General features: G+C 56.5%; 1 protein-coding gene. It reads right to left on the reverse strand.

Translation table 11 applies throughout. From position 1 onward, the window contains the following. Positions 1–38: 38 nt before the first annotated feature. Positions 39–416: YcxB family protein (locus tag R5H29_RS08170; protein WP_332329046.1), on the reverse strand; the 378-nt coding region annotated here is incomplete at its 5' end.

The raw sequence follows: 416 nt of genomic DNA on the forward strand, positions 1-416 counted from the left end.
TTGGAGAACGGCCCCAGTCGCGTGCCCCAAAACAATAATCAGACAGCCGCCGGCCGGGATAAAAGGTCGTCGATCTGCAACTGAGTCAGCGCGCGTCTTGGCACGATCAAACGGGTCAGGTTGATGAACTCAATCAAAACGATCCCGCGCGAAACATGCACCCGCCGAACGTCCCGCCAGGCGATATGACTGAACGACACACCGTCGCCAACCTCCACGCCGGAATCCGACCACGACAGGCTAATCCGCTTCTCTGCAAGTCCCTGCCGACGGAAATCCTGCCAGCCAGCCCATATCACTCGAAGGACAAGCAGAAACACGAAGCCCATAACAAAAGCGAATGAGTAAAACACATATTCGGCCAATAACCGCGCCTGGCCAGCATGGCTGACCCAAACAACAGTGCCAATCCCAGC

Source organism: Stenotrophomonas sp. A3_2, from assembly GCF_036624925.1.
Lineage (GTDB): Bacteria > Pseudomonadota > Gammaproteobacteria > Xanthomonadales > Xanthomonadaceae > Stenotrophomonas > Stenotrophomonas hibiscicola.